18 protein-coding genes and 1 pseudogene are annotated in these 16,990 nt (G+C 58.0%); 9 read left to right on the forward strand and 10 right to left on the reverse strand.

Going from position 1 to position 16,990, the window contains the following annotated elements:
- On the reverse strand, positions 1-1,740 hold a 1,740-nt coding region (locus AC1D1M_RS27105; protein ID WP_477778049.1), incomplete at its 3' end, for a VCBS domain-containing protein.
- An 89-nt stretch (positions 1,741-1,829) separates the two neighbouring features.
- The gene (locus tag AC1D1M_RS27110) at positions 1,830-2,117 is read right to left on the reverse strand and encodes a PilZ domain-containing protein (protein ID WP_477778050.1); all 288 of its coding nucleotides are present in this window, start codon (positions 2,115-2,117) and stop codon (positions 1,830-1,832) included.
- 204 nt (positions 2,118-2,321) lie between these two features.
- Between AC1D1M_RS27110 and AC1D1M_RS27115 the strand changes: the two genes are divergently transcribed.
- The 3 genes from AC1D1M_RS27115 to AC1D1M_RS27125 all read left to right on the forward strand — a co-directional run bounded on the left by AC1D1M_RS27115 (position 2,322) and on the right by AC1D1M_RS27125 (position 4,097).
- Positions 2,322-2,987 (forward strand): LuxR C-terminal-related transcriptional regulator, encoded by a 666-nt coding sequence (locus AC1D1M_RS27115; RefSeq protein WP_477778051.1) that lies wholly within the window; start codon positions 2,322-2,324, stop codon positions 2,985-2,987.
- Positions 2,988-3,216: 229 nt separating this feature from the next.
- Positions 3,217-3,702 (forward strand): adenosine-specific kinase, encoded by a 486-nt coding sequence (locus AC1D1M_RS27120; protein WP_477778052.1) that lies wholly within the window; start codon positions 3,217-3,219, stop codon positions 3,700-3,702.
- A complete protein-coding gene (locus AC1D1M_RS27125) occupies positions 3,660-4,097 on the forward strand; it encodes a hypothetical protein (protein WP_477778053.1) in 438 nt (145 codons plus the stop codon). The genes AC1D1M_RS27120 and AC1D1M_RS27125 overlap by 43 nt, the downstream gene beginning before the upstream one ends.
- A gap of 106 nt (positions 4,098-4,203) precedes the next feature.
- On the opposite strand, the gene AC1D1M_RS27130 is transcribed toward AC1D1M_RS27125, so the two are convergent.
- The 3 genes from AC1D1M_RS27130 to kynU form a co-directional block, all read right to left on the reverse strand.
- A complete protein-coding gene (locus AC1D1M_RS27130; protein ID WP_477778054.1) occupies positions 4,204-5,613 on the reverse strand; it encodes an amino acid permease in 1,410 nt (469 codons plus the stop codon).
- 85 nt (positions 5,614-5,698) lie between these two features.
- Entirely contained in the window at positions 5,699-7,012 is a 1,314-nt protein-coding gene (locus AC1D1M_RS27135; protein WP_477778055.1) for an OprD family porin, read from the reverse strand.
- Between the two features lie 102 nt (positions 7,013-7,114).
- Positions 7,115-8,365 carry a kynureninase gene (kynU, locus tag AC1D1M_RS27140; protein WP_477778056.1) on the reverse strand — a complete coding sequence of 417 codons (1,251 nt, stop codon included), beginning with the start codon at positions 8,363-8,365 and terminating at the stop codon, positions 7,115-7,117.
- A 208-nt stretch (positions 8,366-8,573) separates the two neighbouring features.
- Here kynU and AC1D1M_RS27145 point away from each other — a divergent pair, with 208 nt between their 5' ends.
- The gene (locus AC1D1M_RS27145; RefSeq protein ID WP_007971266.1) at positions 8,574-9,047 is read left to right on the forward strand and encodes an Lrp/AsnC family transcriptional regulator; all 474 of its coding nucleotides are present in this window, start codon (positions 8,574-8,576) and stop codon (positions 9,045-9,047) included.
- A 12-nt stretch (positions 9,048-9,059) separates the two neighbouring features.
- Here the strand turns inward: AC1D1M_RS27145 and AC1D1M_RS27150 are convergent, their stop codons facing one another.
- A complete protein-coding gene (locus AC1D1M_RS27150; protein WP_477778057.1) occupies positions 9,060-10,073 on the reverse strand; it encodes an AraC family transcriptional regulator in 1,014 nt (337 codons plus the stop codon).
- A gap of 375 nt (positions 10,074-10,448) precedes the next feature.
- Here AC1D1M_RS27150 and antA point away from each other — a divergent pair, with 375 nt between their 5' ends.
- From antA to antC, 3 genes are read left to right on the forward strand one after another with little or no spacing between them, the layout of a single operon-like run.
- The gene (antA, locus tag AC1D1M_RS27155) at positions 10,449-11,840 is read left to right on the forward strand and encodes an anthranilate 1,2-dioxygenase large subunit (RefSeq protein WP_477778058.1); all 1,392 of its coding nucleotides are present in this window, start codon (positions 10,449-10,451) and stop codon (positions 11,838-11,840) included.
- A complete protein-coding gene (antB, locus tag AC1D1M_RS27160; RefSeq protein WP_477778059.1) occupies positions 11,840-12,331 on the forward strand; it encodes an anthranilate 1,2-dioxygenase small subunit in 492 nt (163 codons plus the stop codon). The genes antA and antB overlap by 1 nt, the downstream gene beginning before the upstream one ends.
- Positions 12,332-12,349: 18 nt before the next feature.
- On the forward strand, positions 12,350-13,372 hold the full coding sequence (antC, locus tag AC1D1M_RS27165; RefSeq protein ID WP_477778060.1) for an anthranilate 1,2-dioxygenase electron transfer component AntC: 1,023 nt from the start codon (positions 12,350-12,352) through the stop codon (positions 13,370-13,372).
- Here antC and AC1D1M_RS27170 read toward each other — a convergent pair.
- Both AC1D1M_RS27170 and AC1D1M_RS27175 read right to left on the reverse strand, forming a co-directional pair.
- Positions 13,353-13,928 (reverse strand): cyclase family protein, encoded by a 576-nt coding sequence (locus AC1D1M_RS27170; protein WP_477778061.1) that lies wholly within the window; start codon positions 13,926-13,928, stop codon positions 13,353-13,355. The two genes, antC and AC1D1M_RS27170, sit on opposite strands and share 20 nt — an antisense overlap.
- Positions 13,929-14,143: 215 nt before the next feature.
- Positions 14,144-14,305 carry a DUF2986 domain-containing protein gene (locus tag AC1D1M_RS27175; protein WP_477778062.1) on the reverse strand — a complete coding sequence of 54 codons (162 nt, stop codon included), beginning with the start codon at positions 14,303-14,305 and terminating at the stop codon, positions 14,144-14,146.
- A gap of 400 nt (positions 14,306-14,705) precedes the next feature.
- Here AC1D1M_RS27175 and AC1D1M_RS27180 point away from each other — a divergent pair.
- Together AC1D1M_RS27180 and AC1D1M_RS27185 are read left to right on the forward strand one after the other, a co-directional pair.
- Positions 14,706-14,876 (forward strand): annotated as a pseudogene (locus AC1D1M_RS27180) (GDCCVxC domain-containing (seleno)protein); the annotation flags it as partial.
- Between the two features lie 240 nt (positions 14,877-15,116).
- On the forward strand, positions 15,117-15,257 hold the full coding sequence (locus AC1D1M_RS27185) for a hypothetical protein (RefSeq protein WP_477778063.1): 141 nt from the start codon (positions 15,117-15,119) through the stop codon (positions 15,255-15,257).
- Between the two features lie 197 nt (positions 15,258-15,454).
- On the opposite strand, the gene AC1D1M_RS27190 is transcribed toward AC1D1M_RS27185, so the two are convergent.
- Both AC1D1M_RS27190 and AC1D1M_RS27195 read right to left on the reverse strand, forming a co-directional pair.
- Entirely contained in the window at positions 15,455-16,306 is an 852-nt protein-coding gene (locus AC1D1M_RS27190; RefSeq protein WP_477778064.1) for an urea carboxylase-associated family protein, read from the reverse strand.
- A gap of 14 nt (positions 16,307-16,320) precedes the next feature.
- Positions 16,321-16,986 (reverse strand): GntR family transcriptional regulator, encoded by a 666-nt coding sequence (locus AC1D1M_RS27195; protein WP_223456322.1) that lies wholly within the window; start codon positions 16,984-16,986, stop codon positions 16,321-16,323.
- Between the last annotated feature and the right edge of the window lie 4 nt (positions 16,987-16,990).

Genomic DNA, 16,990 nt, shown 5'->3' on the forward strand with positions numbered 1-16,990 from the left:
ATTGGCATTTACCGTCACGCTATAGGACGATTTCACCTCGAAATTGGGCGATGCGCCGACATAGCGCAGTTCGTTGCCGACTATCGCAAACGAAGCAGCATCGGCCCCACTCAGGCTGAGCGTTTCTGAACCCAGTGCATCGTCGGTAATGGCGATATCGGCAACCTTGATACCCACGCCAACCACGACGTTTTCATTGATCGCTGTTGTGGTGTTGCTGAAGCTGACTGCCGTGGGGGCTTCGTTGACGTCGTTGATATTCAAAGTCACGGCCTTGCTGTCGCTCAAATCACCGTCGTCAGTGACCACTACGTTGAAGCTATAGCTCGACTTGGTTTCATAGTCTGCCGAGGCATTTAACGTCACCTCACCCGTGCTGGAGTTGATGTGGAGTAACGATGCATCCGTGCCTGTCAGCGTCCAGGTCTTGCCGTCACCTGCATCCGGATCAGTCGCCGTTGCGGCGTACACCACAGTGCTGGCCAAGGCATTTTCCGCCACGCTTGCCGTCGCCCCAGAGGTTACCGTGGGGGCATCATTATCGCCGGTGATGGTGATGGTCACGTCCTGRGTGACGGTGTCGCCGTTCTGGTCATTGATGGTGATGGTGTGGACTTCATGCACCGTCTGGCCGGCGGCCAGCTGCTGCGCCGCCGCGTTGTCGATGGCATAGGTCCAGGTCACGACCCCGCCGAYGCCGGCGCCGGTGGTGTCGGTGGTTTCCACCACGCTGAAGGTACCCATCGCCGTGCTGTAGTCACTCGACTTSGGCGCCGCGGTCACCAGGTGATCGTCGGTCAGGTCGACATCGGTGAAGTCCACCGTGCCGCTGGCCTGCGCGGTGCCATCTTCTACCACCTCGCCGCTGTCGACCGCGCCACTGACCAGCACTTCGTCGTTGCTGCCGGTGATGGTGATGGTCACATTCTGCGTTGCCGACGATCCATGACCATCGCTGATGGTGACCAGGTAAGTTTCGGTTACTGTCTGTCCCTGGGCCAGGTACTGCGCCGCCGCGTTGTTTAGGTTGTACGTCCATTGCACCGAACCGTCGGCCGCGTTCGTTGCTTCGCTTACCTCCAAGAGCTCGAACGTACCAAGATGAGTAGCGTTGCCCTTCACCGGTGCGGACGTCGCCATGTGCGTGTCGCTCAGGTCGATGTCATTGAAGGTAATCGTGCCGCTGGTCGTCAGCGAGTCGGTCGCGCTCGCAGTGGTGTTGGCGTCTTCGGTCACCGTGCCGGCCTGCGCGCCGCTGCTGATCGCCACACCATCATTCACGCCCGAAAACTGCACCGTCGCGGTGGCCCAACTGAGCGTTCCGTTGCCGAGACGAATCGCATAGGTAAAGCTGTCCGTCAGGAACTCGCCAGTAGCAAGCGCCTGGATTTGTGCCTTTAAATCAGGCGAGAAAGAAGCGGCGTCATAGCCGACCTTACCGTCCGAGGTGATCCAGATCTTTGCACCTTTCAAACTGGTGTCAGAACTCAGCCCCTCAGCCCTCGCCGTATCCTGGGTCAGGAGGTCGGCCGGAGCATAAGCCTTGGTGGCAGTAGGATCGCTCACCGCATTGTCGAGTGACCAGAGTGTCTTCGCGCTACCGCCGAGGTCATTGGACATGACGTCCCAATACCTGACCCTCAACAGATTTTCAGTGATGGTAAAGACGTCATCCTTCGCCTGCGGCGTGTTGGAAAACGAGGTAACGGTTCCGCCGCCGGTAGTTGTAGTGCTAGCCATGTCTTTCTCCCTAAGAAGTCACCCTGAGCAAAAAACCGCTGTGGGCCGCTAACAGCCACAAGCCGATTCTTCCTCACCCCACGAACACCTCACTCCACCGGTACCAGCCGGCTGGCCAGCAGCTTCACGCCCGCCCCGATCCTGCCGCCCTGTGGCTCAATGCGCACGATTTGTCCTTGCGCCTTGAACTTCATGGGGCCGCCGGGGGTGTCGAGTTCGATCTCGAAGTCAATCAAGCTACCCACCTGCTGCTCGCTATCGGTTTCGAAATACAAACCGGAGGCGCTGATGTCACGGATGACACCACTGCCCCCGCCGATCAGTTGCAGCGACAGGGTGACTTGTTCTCGGGGCTCAATTCGGTGTGCGTCTTTCATGACTGCAGTCTAAAAACGGCCGCGGTTTTTTACATGAGTGCGCTATCCCTTTTTTTCTGGGAGTCAATCCCCCATGAAAACAGTGTTTTACGGGACAAATGTCATGGGAGGGGGTGCCTGAAGCGCCATAGAAAAAAGCTACGGGCTGCAACGATTGCTATCATGATCAGCTAACACAACCCGTCTAAAGAGGCAGCGGCCTGCATGCCAATTCAAGTCCTGTTAGTAGCACTACCGCTCGTGGCCTGGGGTCTTGAGCGTCTGGTGGAAAGCGCTCAACCGAGGTTGATGCTGGCGGGCTCGGTGTCGTCGGTGGCGCAATACCTGCTTTCACTGCACCAATACACACCAGATGTGGTGGTACTGGACCTGGACAGCGAGGACTGTATCGAGTCGCTGGCCGACTTGCACAGCCAGACCAAAGCCAAGATTCTGGTAGTGACAGGGTCAAGCGACGTGGCGCTGCATGACAGTGCGGTGCTGGCGGGCGCACGTGGCGTGGTGGATAAGCGGGAGTCGGCATCCGCATCGACATTGCTCAAAGCCATAGAAAAAGTGCATGAAGGCGAACTCTGGATTGACCGCAATGCGACCAGCCGTATCTTCCTTGAACTGGCGCGCAAGAAAGCCGAGCGCGATACAGACCCGGAGCAACACAAAATCGCCAAGCTGACGCGTCGCGAGCAGCAAACCATTGCATCACTGGCCAGCGACCCCTCAGCCCCTGGCAAGTTGGTGGCCGAGAAGCTGCATATCAGCGAGCACACGCTGCGCAACCATTTAACATCGATCTACAGCAAGCTGGGCCTGACGAACCGCGTAGATCTCTACGCCTACGCACACAAGCATGGGCTTTCCACAGTCGACTGAGGGCTCCTCTGACAGCCTGGTGAAACCAGAGAGGAATTCGTAGGCGTCCGATGAGCCGTGCCCAATAAGAGCAGATAGAGTCTGCCGCCTGCTTTCGGCTGCTATTGGTCCTTCCTGACAGGCAGCACCCGGCCAGAAACCGTCAGAGGACGAAGCAATAACCAATGAGTAGCTATGCTTGGTTTGTTGCCAGACTCTGGTAGCAACATCGTCAAAGGAGGCGTTTGAGATGCAACTCATCACGTTGAAAATCGATAAGCCGGATGTGACGAACTTCATTTTGGGTCAGACCCACTTCATCAAGTCTGTCGAGGACATCCACGAAGCGCTGGTTAATGCCGTGCCAGGTATCCAGTTTGGCGTGGCCTTTTGTGAAGCCTCTGGCAAATGCCTGGTGCGATGGTCCGGCACCGATACCTCAATGATTGAACTGGCACAGAAGAATGCGAAAGCCATCGCCGCAGGCCATAGCTTCATCATTTTCCTGGGCGACGGTTTCTATCCGCTGAATGTGTTAAACACCATCAAAATGGTTCCAGAGGTATGCCGTATTTTTTGTGCAACAGCCAATCCAACCGAAGTGATTCTCGCTGAGACGGAACAAGGGCGAGCAATCCTGGGCGTAGTGGACGGCTTCTGTGCCAATGACATTGAAGGCGATGAAGACATCCTGTGGCGCAAGAATTTTTTGCGGCAGATTGGCTACAAGCTGTGAATTGCGGAGCGAGCATTTCGTGGGAAAGGGGCTGGTTTGATTTCGTCTGGCTGAACATCTGCGAAGTGTCGATTGCAGCTGGTCTGCCAGCAAAAATGATTGATGTGCCACTGCCGTCCAAGGCCCGGCGCATTGCGAATGATTTCCACGGCGCAGATTGGCAACAAGCTGTACATCGGTGTGTTGGTCGAGGCCGCCGGCAGTGTCGGTATCCTCTACAACCTCAGTTGGGGGGGGGCTGGGACGCCAAGGCACCTGATGCGCTCAACCGCACCACCTTGCAGCTTCAGACCCTGAACGCGGCCTGGACCGGCAACGCCGACACCAACGTGGCCTTCATCCAGCCCAAGGCCATGGCCATTGTCAGCCAGCTGACCTTTACGACAGGGTCATAACGGCAAGGCTTGCCTGGCAGATTGAAGAATGCCCGTATCGTGAGATACGGGCATTCTTTATGGGGCCTGTATTTTTCGCTCTCGACGAGCAGACACGACCTTCATTCTAGAGTTTGGGCTGCGCACTCAGCACCGTGACCGCCCGGGGTTTCCTGAAGAAAATACCGTAGACAATCGACAGCACCAGCAGGAACGGCACCCCGAATACCAGGGTCATCTTGAAGGCCTCAGTGAAGTAGGTGGTGATCATCACCGCCCCCATCAGTACCAGCCCCAGCAATGTGCTGTAGGGAAACAGACGCATGCGGAACGACAGTTTGCGGTTGCCATTGCGTTCGTGAAAACGACGGAAACAGAAGTGCGTGAGGAAGATCATGAACCAGGTAAAGATCGCGCCGAACATCGAGATCGCCATCATCAGGGTGAACGAACTTTCCGGGTACAGGATGTTGAGCAGCGTCGCCAGGGCGATACCCGAACTCGAGAGCAACAGCGCGTTCAACGGGATCCCGGTCTTGCTCAATACACCCATGGATTTTGGCGCGTAGCCGGCACGGGACAGGCTGAACATCATGCGCGTGGTGATGTACAACTGGCTGTTCATCGCTGACAGCGCCGCAATCAGGATCACGAAATTCATCACACCGGTGGCGCCAGGAATGCCGATGGCTTGCATCACCGTGACGAACGGGCTCTGGGCATGACCGGCCTGGACCCAAGGCACGATTGCCAGCATCAACGCCAGGGTCAGCAGGTAGAACACCACCAATCGCACGATAGTCCCGCGAAAGGCTTTCTTCACCGCTTGCTCCGGGTCTTTTGCCTCACCGGCAGCCACCGCGATCATCTCCACGCTCAGGTAGCTGAAGATCGACACGATCACCGCGATCCACATCCCTTGCAGACCATTGGGGAAGAAACCGCCGTGAGCGGTGTAATTGTGCACGCCGTATTGCGGATTGCCCGAACCGAACACCACATACACCGCCAGGATGATGAAGCCGACAATCGCGCCGATCTTGATGGTCGAGAACCAGTACTCGAAGGTGCCGAAGGTCTTCACGCTGATGGCATTGAGCACGATCAGCACGCTGGAGAACGAGACGATCCAGATCCACTCCGGCACGTTGGCAAACCAGTACTTCATGTACATCGCCACCGCCGTCACTTCCGTGCCCACCGCCAGCACAATCGCCGCCCAATAGGCATAGCGCACCAGAAACCCGGCCAGCGGGCTGACATAAAATTCGGCGTAGGCACCGAACGAACCCGAGGTCGAATGGGCCACGGTCATTTCCGCCAGGCAGCCCATCAGCAGCAGCGTGATGATTGCGCCAATCGCATAGCTGAGTAATACGCTCGGCCCGGCATAACCGATGGCATAGGCGCTGCCCATGAACAGCCCGGTGCCAATTGCACCGCCAATGGCGATCATGCTCATCTGCCCCGACGTCAGCTGACGCCGCAAGCCGTGTTCACGGTTGGATATCGTTTCGAAACCGGAGTTATCGGTCATTTTTATGTCCTCTGGATTTTGTCTTTCTTGAAGAGCACGTCGTGGGTTTAACGGTGGGGATCAGCCACACACAGCAGGACACGGATCAGAAAATACTCAGTGGATACTCGATGATCACCCGGACTTCGTTGTTGTCCGTGGTGTCGGCACGGGCGACCTGCGCGGTGGAACGCACACTGGCCTGACGCACGCGGATTGAAAGATCCCTGGCCTTGCCCGATTGCACGACGTAGCGCGCCTCAATGTCGCGCTCCCAGCGCTTGCCGTCATCGCCATAACGTCCATAGGCGCCATTGGGTCCGCCGTCGTAATGGCTGTCATCGATGTGGTCACCACTGACGTAACGCGACATGAAGCTCAGGCCCGGCACACCGAAAGGCGCCATGTCCAGGTCATAACGCAGTTGCCAGGAACGTTCGTTGGGGGCGTTGAAGTCGAGGACCTGAATCGAGTTGGCGAGAAAAATCGAGGTGCCCGGTTGCTGATCGAATCCCAGGTAATCGAACGGCTCATCGCCATCGACCCGCTGGTACGCCAGGGTCAACCGATGGGCACCGAATTTGTACGCGGTGGACAGCGACCAGGTGGTGTTGTCGATCTTGCCGGCCAGGCTCTGGCCGCTGTCGTTGGTGCGGTAGAGATTGAAATCCAGGTTCAGCGACTGGCCTTCACCAAGGGCATAGGTGTAGTTGGTATTGGCGTAGTACTGCCGCCAGATGTCGGTGAACTGCGAACCGTAGAGGCTGACACTCAGTTGATCGCTCAGGGCGTAACTGCCGCCCAGATAATCGACGCTGCGGGTTTCCACACCGGCGTACAGCGCTTTAAGCGCGCCATCGGCATTGGTCGAATTACTGTCGTTGCCGGCGGTGAAGTGACCAATGTCCAGTTGCAAAGCCTTGAGTTCATTGCTGGTCAGCTGAAAGCCGGTGGCACTGCTGGTGAACAGTCGCGCATTGCCAGTGCCGAACACCGGGTTGAGCGGGGTCAGGTTGCCGTATTTGAGTTCGGTCTGGGAAATCCGCGCCTTCACCGCGCCGCCTGCTTCGGAGTACTCATCCTCGGGACGGCCATCGGCATCGACCGGCAGCAAACCCGTGCCCGTGCGTCCCTTGCCACTGTCGAGCTTGAGGCCTAATTGCGCATAGGCATCGACCCCGAACCCCACCGTTCCCTGGGTGTAGCCAGAGCGGTAATCAAGCATGATCCCGTGGGCCCACTCGTCCCGATAGTTCTGCCCGCCCGGGTTGTTGAGGTTATTGCGGTAGAAATAGAAGTTACGGTTAGTCAGGGTCAGGCTGCTGTCTTCGACAAATCCGTTGTCAGAAGCGGCACAGGCCATTTGGCCAAAGCAACTGGAGATGGCGAGCGGCAAGGCAGGCCAGAGGGACAGTTTCATTCTGCGTGCTCCTTATTATTGTGATTGCAGAACTGGTGATTACCGGCGACCGATACCCTGCCGCGGGGGAAATCCCGCAGCAGGACACGGACGCCGCAGGGTTCAGGTCACGCTGTGGCGAACCTGGAATTGCGCTTGCGACCAGGTGTTCTGATCGAGAATCTCGCCGAGAATCTGTACCGCATCCCAGACTTCGGTGAAGGTCGTGTACAGCGGGGTGAAACCGAAACGCATGATGCGTGGCTCGCGGTAATCACCAATCACGCCACGCTCGATCAGGGCCTGGATCACCGCATAACCTTCCGGGTGTTCGAAGCTGACGTGGCTGCCTCGCTTGGCGTGCTCACGGGGTGTGATCAACTTCAGTTCGTGAGCCGCGCAACGCTGCTCGACCAATTCGATGAACAGGTCCGTCAGGGCCAGGGATTTGCGGCGCAGGCTGGCCATGTCGGTCTGGGCGAACACGTCCAGGCCGCACTCGACCATCGCCAAAGAGGTAATTGGCTGGGTGCCGCACAGGTAGCGCGCGATGCCGCTGCTCGGCTCGTAATGCGACTCCATGGCGAACTGCCGCGAGTGGCCGAACCAGCCGGACAGTGGCTGCGGCACCAGATCGCACAACTGCGGCGAAACCCAGACAAAGGCCTGCGAGCCCGGCCCGCCGTTGAGGTACTTGTAGGTGCAGCCGATGGCGTAATCGGCACCCGCCTGGTGCAGATCGACCGGCACCGCGCCGGCGGAATGAGCCAGGTCCCAGATGGCCAGCGCGCCACACTCGTGGGTCAGCGCGGTCAGGGCCTGCATGTCGTGCATGTAGCCGGTCTTGTAATTGACGTGGGTGAGCATGACCACCGCCGTGTCCTGGTCGATCGCTTGCGGCAACGCTTCAGGACTGTCGACCAGGCGCAGGGTGTAACCCTGTTGCAGCATCTGCGCGAGGCCTTCGGCGATGTACAGGTCGGTAGGGAAATTACTCGATTCGCTGACGATCACCCGCCGCTGCGGCGACCTGGTGGCCTGTACGCGCAAGGCGGCGCTCAGCACCTTGAACAGGTTGATCGAGGTGGTATCGGTCACCACCACTTCACCCTCCCCCGCACCGATCAAGCCCGCCAGACGGTTGCCCAAACGCTCGGACAACTCGCGCCAGCCAGCGCTGTTCCAGCTGCGGATCAAGCCATTGCCCCACTCCTCTTCGACCACCGCTTGAGCCCGCGCCAAAGCAGCGACCGGCCGCGCGCCCAGGGAGTTGCCATCGAGATAGATAACGCCTTCGGGGAGCGCAAATTGCTGGCGCAGGGGTGCCAGCGCGTCCTGGGCATCAAGCGCCAGGCAACTGTTTCTTGTCGTCATCGGGTGTCCTGTTTTTTTTATGCGACGCCATCCGGGCAGGTTGCATCAGCCGGTTCAGGCGCCCTGATTCAAGGCGATTCGCTTGCCTTTCGGTGGAGAGATAATGAACGAACCTTTGAAGAATTTTCGTGCAAAGTAACCGGTCATGTAGTAGTTATTTCGCAGGATATTCGAATCAAACCACAATAAACGCGGATTTATTCAAACCATGAATCTTGACTCGACAGACCTGCGAATCCTGCATCAATTGCAACAGGATGGCCGTATCAGCAATCAGGAACTGGCGGAGAAAGTCGCCTTGTCACCGTCGGCTTGTCTGCGCCGGTTGCGCCTGCTGGAAAGCGAAGGAATCATCACCGGCTATCGCGCGGTGCTGAATGCCGAGCGGCTGGGCATTGAACTGGAAGCCATCGTTCATGTGTCGCTGCGACAGGATGTCGAGGACTGGCACGAGACTTTCATCAAGAAGGTTCAGCAGTGGCCGGAAGTGGTCACCGCGTATGTAATCACCGGGGCGAGCAACTATGTGTTGCGGGTCCAGGCCCGCAACCTCAAACACTTCTCGGATTTCATCGTCAACCACCTCAACCGCACCGCCGGCGTCACCGATATACGTTCGGAAATCGTCCTGCAAAAAATCAAGGAGCGCGAGCAATTGCTGGATCTGGTGGTACGCAAGTAATGACGCCGACCTTCAAAGCCCGTGCAGGCGCCGGGCTTCGTTGCGCTGCAAAGTCATGCTCGGGGTTTCGTCGAACAGCTTGCGGTACTCGGTGGAAAAACGCCCCAGGTGCATGAACCCCCAACCCATGGCGATCCCGGAAATATTGCGTGCCGAGCCGTGCTCAAGAATCTCCTGGCGCACGGCGTTCAAGCGGTACTTTTTCAGGTAGACCATCGGCGACATGGCGAAGTACTTCTTGAACGCATCGAACAATTTGAAGCGCGAAACGCCGGCAGCGGCCTCGATGTCCTCCAGGTGCAACGCTTCGCGGGCGTTGTCGTGAATGTACTGTCGAGCCCTGATCAGGTAGTGCGGCAACTTCACGCCCAGCACATCCCGCAGCTCCTGCGAATAGTTGTTGGGCTGGGCGAGGATCAGGCCTTTGATCAGCGAGCTTTCAATGTCCCGGGTGAAGGCCACCTGTTCGAAGAGTTCGCTGCTGCGCTCCAGCTCGTCGATGAAGTAACGCGCCATGCGCCACCACGACGCCGATGCGCCATCGATCGCATCCATTACCGGCTCGAAGCGCAGCGGCGCGTCCAGAGGCCGTTGCAACATCCCCTCCAGAGCTTCGCTCATCGCGATACGCGTAATCACCACCTGAACCTTTCGACAGTCACCGGAGATCGCCAGCAGCTGGTTTTCGTTGGGCGAAACGATGACCCCTTGATCGCGGTCGGACCTGACCACGCTGCCATCCTTGCTCAGCTCCTGTTGGCCCACCAACGGCAAGCTCAGGCTGTAGCTGCTGAAGTGCTCGGCGTCTTCGATATCGATGGTGACATCGGTTCCGTATTCGATAGTGCCCAGGGTGGTGGCCATCGATTTGAACATGTTGGCGTTGTGATGAAAACGGATGCGTTCGGGGGTCGCGCTCACCAGCCGATGGGGTCCGCAGATACCGGACATCCAGCTTCTGGCGGCCTCCAGGTCATCGCTGTCGACGCGTATGTCGCGAAACTGCGGATCCACTTTGCTGCTCATCACGGTGCACTCACAGGCAATTTTTTCGGCGCGCTCTGACGGCGCGTACCAGGCTGGAAAGGAGCAACTTCCACGCCATAAAACACCAGCGCCCACTTAATGGATAGTGATCGGCAACTAAGCGGATAAGGCATGGCTGGCGAAGCCGGAAAAACACTCGATTCGCACTCGACGTATTGCAAATACAGTATCTGATTGCCGCAAACAGGTGCAGCCGTTTATCACCTGGTGCGGGATTTGTGTCATCGCTGCCCAACCAACTGTTACCTGCCCCCCAATTTTACGGACTGCCTTCGTCAACTTATCGGATAGACCGCCACCCGCCCCGCTTCTCTAATGGGCACACCGATTAGCCCAATAAAAAAGGTGCACACCATGAGTGGCGAAAAAAACGTCGAGCAGTGGAAAGCGTTTATCCAAAGCTGCCTGGATTTCCGCCCGGCAGAAGGCGTATTCCGCATCGCCCGGGACATCTTCACCGAGCCGCAGTTGTTCGATCTGGAGATGGAACTGATCTTCGAAAAGAACTGGATCTACGCTTGCCACGAAAGTGAGCTGGCCAACAACCACGACTTCGTGACCATGCGCGCCGGCCGCCAGCCGATGATCATCACCCGCGATGGTGACGGTCAGCTCAATGCGCTGATCAATGCCTGCCAGCATCGCGGCACGACGCTGACCCGCGTCGGCAAGGGCAATCAGTCGACCTTCACTTGCCCGTTCCATGCCTGGTGCTACAAAAGCGATGGTCGCCTGGTCAAGGTCAAGGCACCCGGCGAGTACCCGGAAGGCTTCGACAAAGCCACCCGCGGCCTGAAGAAAGCGCGCATCCAGAGCTACAAGGGTTTCGTCTTCATCAGCCTGGATGTGCACGCCGACAACAGCCTGGAAGACTTCCTCGGCGACGCCAAAGTGTTCTTTGACATGATGGTTGCCCAATCACCCACCGGCGAACTGGAAGTGCTCCCCGGCAAGTCGGCCTACACCTACGACGGCAACTGGAAACTGCAGAACGAAAACGGCCTCGATGGTTATCACGTCAGCACGGTCCACTACAACTACGTGGCCACGGTGCAACATCGCCAGCAGGTCAACAGTGAGAGCGGCACTGCCGGTGGCAGCACCCTCGACTACAGCAAGCTCGGCGCCGGTGATGCCAATACCGATGACGGCTGGTTCGCCTTCAACAATGGCCACAGCGTGCTGTTCAGCGACATGCCGAACCCGTCGGTGCGCTCAGGCTACGCGACGATCATGCCGCGCCTGATCGAAGAACACGGTCAGCAAAAGGCTGAATGGATGATGCATCGCCTGCGCAACCTGAATATCTATCCGAGCCTGTTTTTCCTCGATCAGATCAGCTCGCAATTGCGCATCATCCGCCCGGTGGCATGGAACAAGACCGAAATCGTCAGCCAATGCATCGGCGTCAAGGGAGAGTCCGATGCCGACCGCGAAAACCGCATTCGCCAGTTCGAGGATTTCTTCAACGTCTCGGGCCTGGGCACACCGGATGACCTGGTGGAGTTCCGTGAAGCCCAGCGTGGCTTCCAGGCGCGCCTGGAACGCTGGAGCGATATTTCCCGCGGCAGCCACCGCTGGGCCACTGGCGCCACGCCCAACAGCGAGGCGATCGGCATTGCCCCGGCCATGACCGGCACCGAATTCACCCACGAAGGGCTTTACGTCAACCAGCACAGCAACTGGCAGAAATTCCTGCTCGATGGTCTGGACGCCAAATCCCTGAATCTCCGTGAGGTGCAATGATGAATGCGCAATTGCAGTACCAGATCGAACAGTTTTTCTATCGCAAATCCGAATTGTGCGATGCCCAGGATTGGGACGCCTACATCAAGCTGTTCGATGAGCACAGCGAGTTCCACTTGCCGCAATGGGACTCGGAACACGTCTACACCCGCGACCCCAAACGCGAAATGTCGCTGATCTATTACCCCAATCGTTCAGGCCTGGAAGACCGCGTGTTCCGCCTGCGCACAGGCAAGTCCGCATCCTCGACGCCGATGCCGCGCACCTTGCATCAGATCAACAACGTGCGGATCGGCGAGCTTGCAAACGGCGAGCTGGAGGTGCGGCTGAACTGGCACACGTTGTACTACCGCCTGGCGACATCCGAGCAGTTTTTCGGCCGCGCGACCTATCACCTCAAGCCCCACGCCGATAGCTGGCTGATCACCCGCAAGCATGTGCTGCTGCTCAACGACACCATCAACTCGGTACTCGATTTCTACCACCTCTGAATCCAAGGAGACCGGGGCATGAACCATAAGGTCGCGTTCAGCTTTGCCGACGGCAAAACGCTGTTCTTTCCCGTGCAACCCAACGAAATTCTGCTCGACGCCGCCCTGCGCAATGGCATCAACATTCCCCTGGATTGCCGCGAAGGCGTCTGCGGAACCTGCCAGGGGCGTTGCGAGTCAGGCGATTACAGCCAGGACTATGTGGACGAGGAAGCCCTCTCCAGCCAGGACCTGCAGCAACGCAAAATGCTCACCTGCCAGACACGGGTCAAATCCGACGCGGCGTTCTATTTCGACTTCGCCTCCAGCCTGTGCAATGCCGCTGGCCCCGATCAACTCACGGCAACGGTCAGCGACGTCAAACAGGTCTCGGCCAGCACCGCGATCCTGCATCTGGATCTGGGTCAGGTGGGGCAATCACTGGATTTCCTGCCGGGGCAATACGCCCGGTTGCGGATTCCGGGGACCGAGAACAAGCGTTCCTACTCGTTCGCCAATCGGCCGAGCGTCAACAATCAGCTGCAGTTTCTAATTCGTCTGCTTCCCGATGGGGTGATGAGCAACTACATCCGCGAACGCTGCCAGGTAGGCGACCAAATCGTTCTGGAGGCACCGCTGGGGGCATTTTATCTGCGACACGTCGCCAGGCCGCTGATCCTGGTGGCCGGTGGCACCGGGCTTTCTGCATTGCTGGGCATGCTCGACGAACTCGCCGAGCGCGGCTGCGAGCAGCCCGTGCACTTGTACTACGGTGTGCGTGATGCGGCCGACCTGTGCGAACAGGCGCGCATCCTGGCGTATGAACAACGCATCCCGGGGTTGCGCTACACCGAGGTGGTCAGCGAGCCGTCGCCACACTGGACCGGCAAGCGCGGCTACATTGCCGAGCATTTCGACATTGCTGAATTACGCGATGGCGAGGTCGATATGTACGTCTGCGGGCCTCCGCCGATGGTTGAGTCGATCAAAACCTGGCTGCAGGCACAAGCACTGGACAGCGTGCACCTGTACTACGAAAAATTCACCGAGAGTAATACCTGACACCGCTCACCCGACTTGAATGCCAGGCTGGTGCCCGGTTCCGGCGTGCAAGTCGGGTGAGCTGAATGGGTGACCCGCGTTGTGACGTACTCAAGGGCCGCAAAATCGCCCTGACCGAACTGGCGTCCAGATGAGCAAACCGCAACGGCAAGGCGATGGTTTCCTTGGCAACGGCCGTGAAACCCAAATCCCAGGTCGTCTGCGGAGCTTGTCGATAGGTTCGCAGCAGTACACGCTCAGGCACATTGTGCAAACGCCCTTGCAGTTGCCCGGGCTGTACCAGCTCGCCGCTGTCCAGACAATGCAAAACGCGGCAAGGCCCGATGTAGACATCCAGCGCTACATCGCCAATCGCCGCGCCGTCAGCGCTGTAATGCAGCGGCGCATCGACGTGGGCGCCGGTATGCGGCGACAGGGTGATGCGGCCGACATTCACCGGACACTCGGGACCGTAGGTCCAGACGCGCTCCTCCTGGAACGGCGTGTCACCCGGCCAGGTCGGCGTTTCGGTACTCAAGGGCGGACTGATGTCCCACAACGTTGTGTTTTTTGTCATCGCAATGCTCACCGTATTTTCCGAGTGAAATGATACGAGCGACAGCGGTGAAGATTCGTGCAAAACCTTGGGTCACCGTGCGGGCTTTCGCACAAACCGCCATGGATGAGCGCGATTGCGGCAGGAAATTTCAAAACGTGTGGCTTTCACAAAGTTCGGTACAGGGCTCTCTCAATCGCCATACCCGCCCTTCTTGTGGCGAACGACAATATGGATCAGTTCTCAGAGGAAATGCTGGAGTCCTGACTGGATTCAGCAGCCAGTTTCAATCGGTCCGCTTTACTAATGTATTTTGACTTGCTTTTCGGTGCCAATTTGGCACTGGCCTTTTTGGCGTGAGCCTTTAACAACTGCGTTATTTTTTTACGACGATTCATATTTTTCTACTCCTTTTGCAAGTTCTTGAATGATATCAGCTTAAAGTGTTGGGCCAGCTCCCTAAACTACGAACATTTGACAGACACCAGCCGTTGCAAATGTCACCTCCCTCATAATTACTGAATGAAACGCAGACGAGTCAGGACCAGTCATCGGCCTTACACGTCCGCGCGGGATAAGCGTTGTGTCATGAGCGTCCGCTCCGGGTCGATTCCACCCCTTCGCGACAGCCAGCAATCGGCCAGACGCCAGCAGCTTGCGCCAACTTGCCGATACTCATTCCCGTCGCCATCACACGCCCCTTGATTCTGTACCCAGGTACGGAGTGTAGAGTGACTCCAGGTTAGATCGCTTCAATGGAAAGGACTATGACCCCGATAAAGCCGATCCCATTGCAGGACTCTGTTACACCCAAATCCCGGTGACTGCTGTGTGTTCTGCTCGTTTGGCTCGATGAAGTGCCCGCCGATCCAGGAGCAGCGCGGATGCTGTGGCATCCGGACGAATGTTCCCCCACATGTGGAGAACCCCATTTCTGGGGGGGGAGATTTAGGGTCAGCTTTCGTCTGAAGGAAGTAGCCTGGAACGCAGCGCTAAAGGCCCAAGGCTTGCGGCCAAGCGTCTTTTACTCAAATGGCTTGATTATTGCTTTACTGCTCATACGAGCTCCCAATTTACCAGGCACCAATGTAAAAACAGCAGTTATGGGAGGTGTGTCATGTGGAATCAGCCTCTGATACTTGCGGTGATCTACCTTACTATCACCCTCAGCATCGGCTGGTTGTGGTCCTTTGCTATCCTGTATTGGCTTTGATCCAATGGGAAAAGTGGGTCAACACCTTCAAACCCAAGTGCACCCAGGTCGAGTTCATCGACGAAAACGTCGACCGGTTGAATCCACAGCCAAAAGCGGACTTTCCGGTGCCACAGTACCTGTTTGCCATTTGCTAAAACGTCAACAGCGCTAAGGCCCCATGACCAAGAGGACTCAACCTTCAAACCGGTGGCTCACTGTTTCCCTGGATCGACAGGAACGGCTCACTCAATTCTCACCTACCAACATCGCGCCTTCATGAACATTCGTCCGCCGACAGCTTGCGAAGACACCCGGGGCAGGCGGACATCCCGGGTGTCAATCGACTCGGTCTTTACTTTTCCCACTCGGCCTTGGGAATCAGCAAGCCGTGGTTACCGTTATAAGCGGCGCGCTCAGGCTGCTTCCAACCCTCCAGCAGCGAATCGTCGAGACGGTAGATTTCCACGCCCAGAGGACGGCAAACCTTCAGCGGATCCTCCGCGTCGGGGCCCCACATCGGCAATGACAGGTCACCGCCCGGACAGGTGGACAGTGCGCAGAGCAGGTCGATTTCCGCGAAGAACTCCAGGTAGTCGCCCTGCTTCGCCGGGCACGCCTTCATGAAGTACATGTCGTCGTGATTGAGGCCAGTGCACTGGAAAATGTTCAACACATCGTGCACGTCGAACTCGGTCAGGCCGTGCGGCAACACCGCGCGGGTCAGGTTGGAGTGGCAATGGTGATGGAAATCCTCGCCGGTGAGCATCTTGTTCACGTAAGGATCGCAGCGGGTGCCGAGCAGGTCGTGCAAACGGCCGCCATGTTCGTCGATGCCGTAGCCGGCCAGGCTGTCGTCGGTGATGGTGACCATCGGTCGCAGGAACGGCAGGTTCGACCACAAGCGGTCGTAGGTGGTGACGTGCGCGCCTTGCAACTGACGGGTGCGGGCCGCCCACATGCGTTCGCGGGGATCGTTGGCGCTCCACACGTTGAAGTCGCCGACCTGCGGCCCCACAGGCGTGGTCACGCGAAACACATGCCCCGCCGGCACCTTCCAGGCGCGGCCGGTGCGAATCGGCACTTCGAATTGCTCGACCAGCGTGCGGCCTTCCTTGCTTTCGCGCACGCGGTCATAGAACGCTTTGTCTACCTGCAATGCGGCGCCCTTGCTGACTTGGTAGGCCGCTGGATAATCCTTGTACATGATGGATCCTCTCTTCAGTGTTTTGGTCGGCTGCTCAGAATATCCAGCAGCACGAGTTCGGAGTCGTTGAGATAGCTGCTCATGGCTTCCTCGGCTTCCTTCTTGCGGCCATCGCCCAGCAGGTCGTGAATATGCCGGTCGCGTTCAAGCCAGGGTTTCTGGAACGTTTCCTCGCTGGGGGCGTTGGAAAACACCAGGCGCATCTGGGCCGCCACGTGGGTGAAGAATTCGTCGAACAGCGGGCTGCGCATCAGGCCGACGATGTGTTGGTGAAAACGCAGGCTGTGGGTACCGAAGGCTTGCCAGTTCTCGCGATCCTGGGCCAGTTGCGCCGCCTCGATGGCATCGAGCATCAGATCGGACTGGTACTCGCGTAACGGCTTGCTCGCGGCGATCGCCTGCAATTCGAGAGTGCGGCGGACCTTGAAGATGTCGCGCACATCGTCGATACCCATTCGGCGCACCATCACGCCTTTGTTGCGCACATAGCTGGTCAGGCCTTCGCGACCCAACTGGTGCAGCGCCTCGCGTACGGTGTTGCGCGAGGCGTTGTAGGCGTTGACCAGCTCGCTTTCCACCAGTGGCATGCCCGGTAACAGGCGCCCGCCAATGATGTCTTCGCGCAGCTCGATGGCGACCTGGTCCGGCAGCGACAGGCTTTTTTCCTTGGGTTGACTCACCGTT

It is taken from the genome of Pseudomonas sp. P1_F7, assembly GCF_056405655.1.